The sequence below is a fragment of the Psychrobacter lutiphocae DSM 21542 genome (assembly GCF_000382145.1).
GTDB classification, from domain to species: Bacteria; Pseudomonadota; Gammaproteobacteria; order Pseudomonadales; family Moraxellaceae; genus Psychrobacter; species Psychrobacter lutiphocae.
Genome location: NZ_KB907624.1, coordinates 1 through 1,651 on the forward strand (window position 1 = coordinate 1; position 1,651 = coordinate 1,651).

Consider the following 1,651-nt stretch of genomic DNA (forward strand, 5'->3'; position numbering starts at 1 on the left):
GCTTAACTTTACCGAGCTTGTTAATCATTATCCCCCTGATAAGCTAAAGTACTTTGCTGATGCTGCTAGTAAATTTATGTAGATACCTATGCTTTGAGAAAGGAAGGGAGTCAAACCTTACATAAAATACAACCTAAATTTTAAATTGAGATTGGCGTTTATAAAGTAAAAAAGCAGAAAACAGGCTAGCTTAGCTCAGATTGAGAAGCCCTTTATTTTGCTCTATACTGGCAGGCAGACACGGATACAGCTTTATCATAAACGTATCCCGACATTCAATGAAACTCAACTCACCCCTGCGGTCGTATCACACCTATGTCACTTGCTGCCCTACCTCTTTCTGATATGTTGCTTCCCTTGTGGCTGAGTATCAAGCTTGCTGGCATCACTACCTTCTGCTTGATTGTGTTTGCCACCCCCCTTGCCTACTGGATGGCAAAACCTTCTGCCAATGCGCTGATTGCCCGTATCAAAATCATGCTGATGGGTGCGATTGCCATGCCCTTGGTGCTACCGCCAACTGTGCTTGGGTTTTATTTGCTGCTGCTACTGAGTCCAAACTTTGCCCTTGGTCAATGGCTCATCGCCCATGACATAAGCGCACTGGCGTTTAGCTTTCAGGGCTTGGTGGTGGGGTCACTAATTTATTCATTGCCATTTTATATGCAACCTGTGTATGCTCAGTTTTTACGAATTCCGAGCAGTGTCAGGGACATGGCGCTATTAATGGAACCAAGCCGCTTGCGCCGTTTTACAGCGGTGGCACTGCCACAAGCCAAAGCTGGTATTATCTTGGGTAGCTTGATTAGCTTTGCGCACACTATTGGTGAGTTTGGGGTGGTGTTGATGATAGGCGGTAGCATCGCTGGTGAAACCAAGGTGATTTCTATTGCCATCTATGAGCAGGTTGAGGCGCTAAACTATGGTATGGCGCACACCATGTCGCTGTTATTGGTGGTATTGGGCATTGCGCTGGTAAGCTTGATTGCCAGTATCAATAACAGGGTAATGAGTGGCGATCAGAAGTAGCGTTAAGTTAAGCTATCACCTAGCTCCTAGCTCCTAGCTCCTAACTCCTAGCTCCTAACTCCTAGCTCCTAACTACTGGCTACTGGCTACTGGCTACTGGAGCTTATCCTGCCATCCGCTCATATCTTGGCTTGCACAGGGGCAGGCGCTACTGGCTAGCGCCATTCCTGCGCCACGAGACTGCCCCTAGCCAAGCGCCTGCAACCCTGTGCCTTACCAAGGATATCCGCTACTGTCAGGGCTAAACCGCATCTCAAGGCCACATTCAAGATGTGAAAAATCCATCCCCTGAGAAGCGTTAATAAAAGCTCTGGGATAGCTTTTTAGCTTCGCAAGAGGCAAGCTGTGCTTGGCTAAAATCCATCCCCAGCCCTTCCTTTGAAAAAGGAAAGGAGCAAAACCTGGTGTGTATGCTGCAAATGATGAACAACATCACCGTTCCGAAAAACTTACCTAAATCCACTCACGTAGTTTTAGCGTTTTCTTCCTGCTTCATAGACGTTTGCCATTATGATTGCACGTAGGTCTTACATCGTCTCCACAGGCTAATACGGTGGAACTCACCGCTTTTTTAACTCATTAGTGATGGGTTAAAACTTTGTCTGCATGATGCAGTATATTG

Annotated in this window: 1 protein-coding gene; it reads left to right on the top strand. The window is 46.6% G+C overall.

Annotation, left to right across the window (positions count from 1 at the left end; translation table 11 throughout):
- The first annotated feature begins 315 nt into the window (after positions 1–315).
- Complete coding sequence (gene modB / locus H140_RS0101630; protein ID WP_019671911.1) at positions 316–1,029, top strand: molybdate ABC transporter permease subunit; 714 nt, start codon at positions 316–318, stop codon at positions 1,027–1,029.
- The last annotated feature ends 622 nt before the right edge of the window (positions 1,030–1,651 follow it).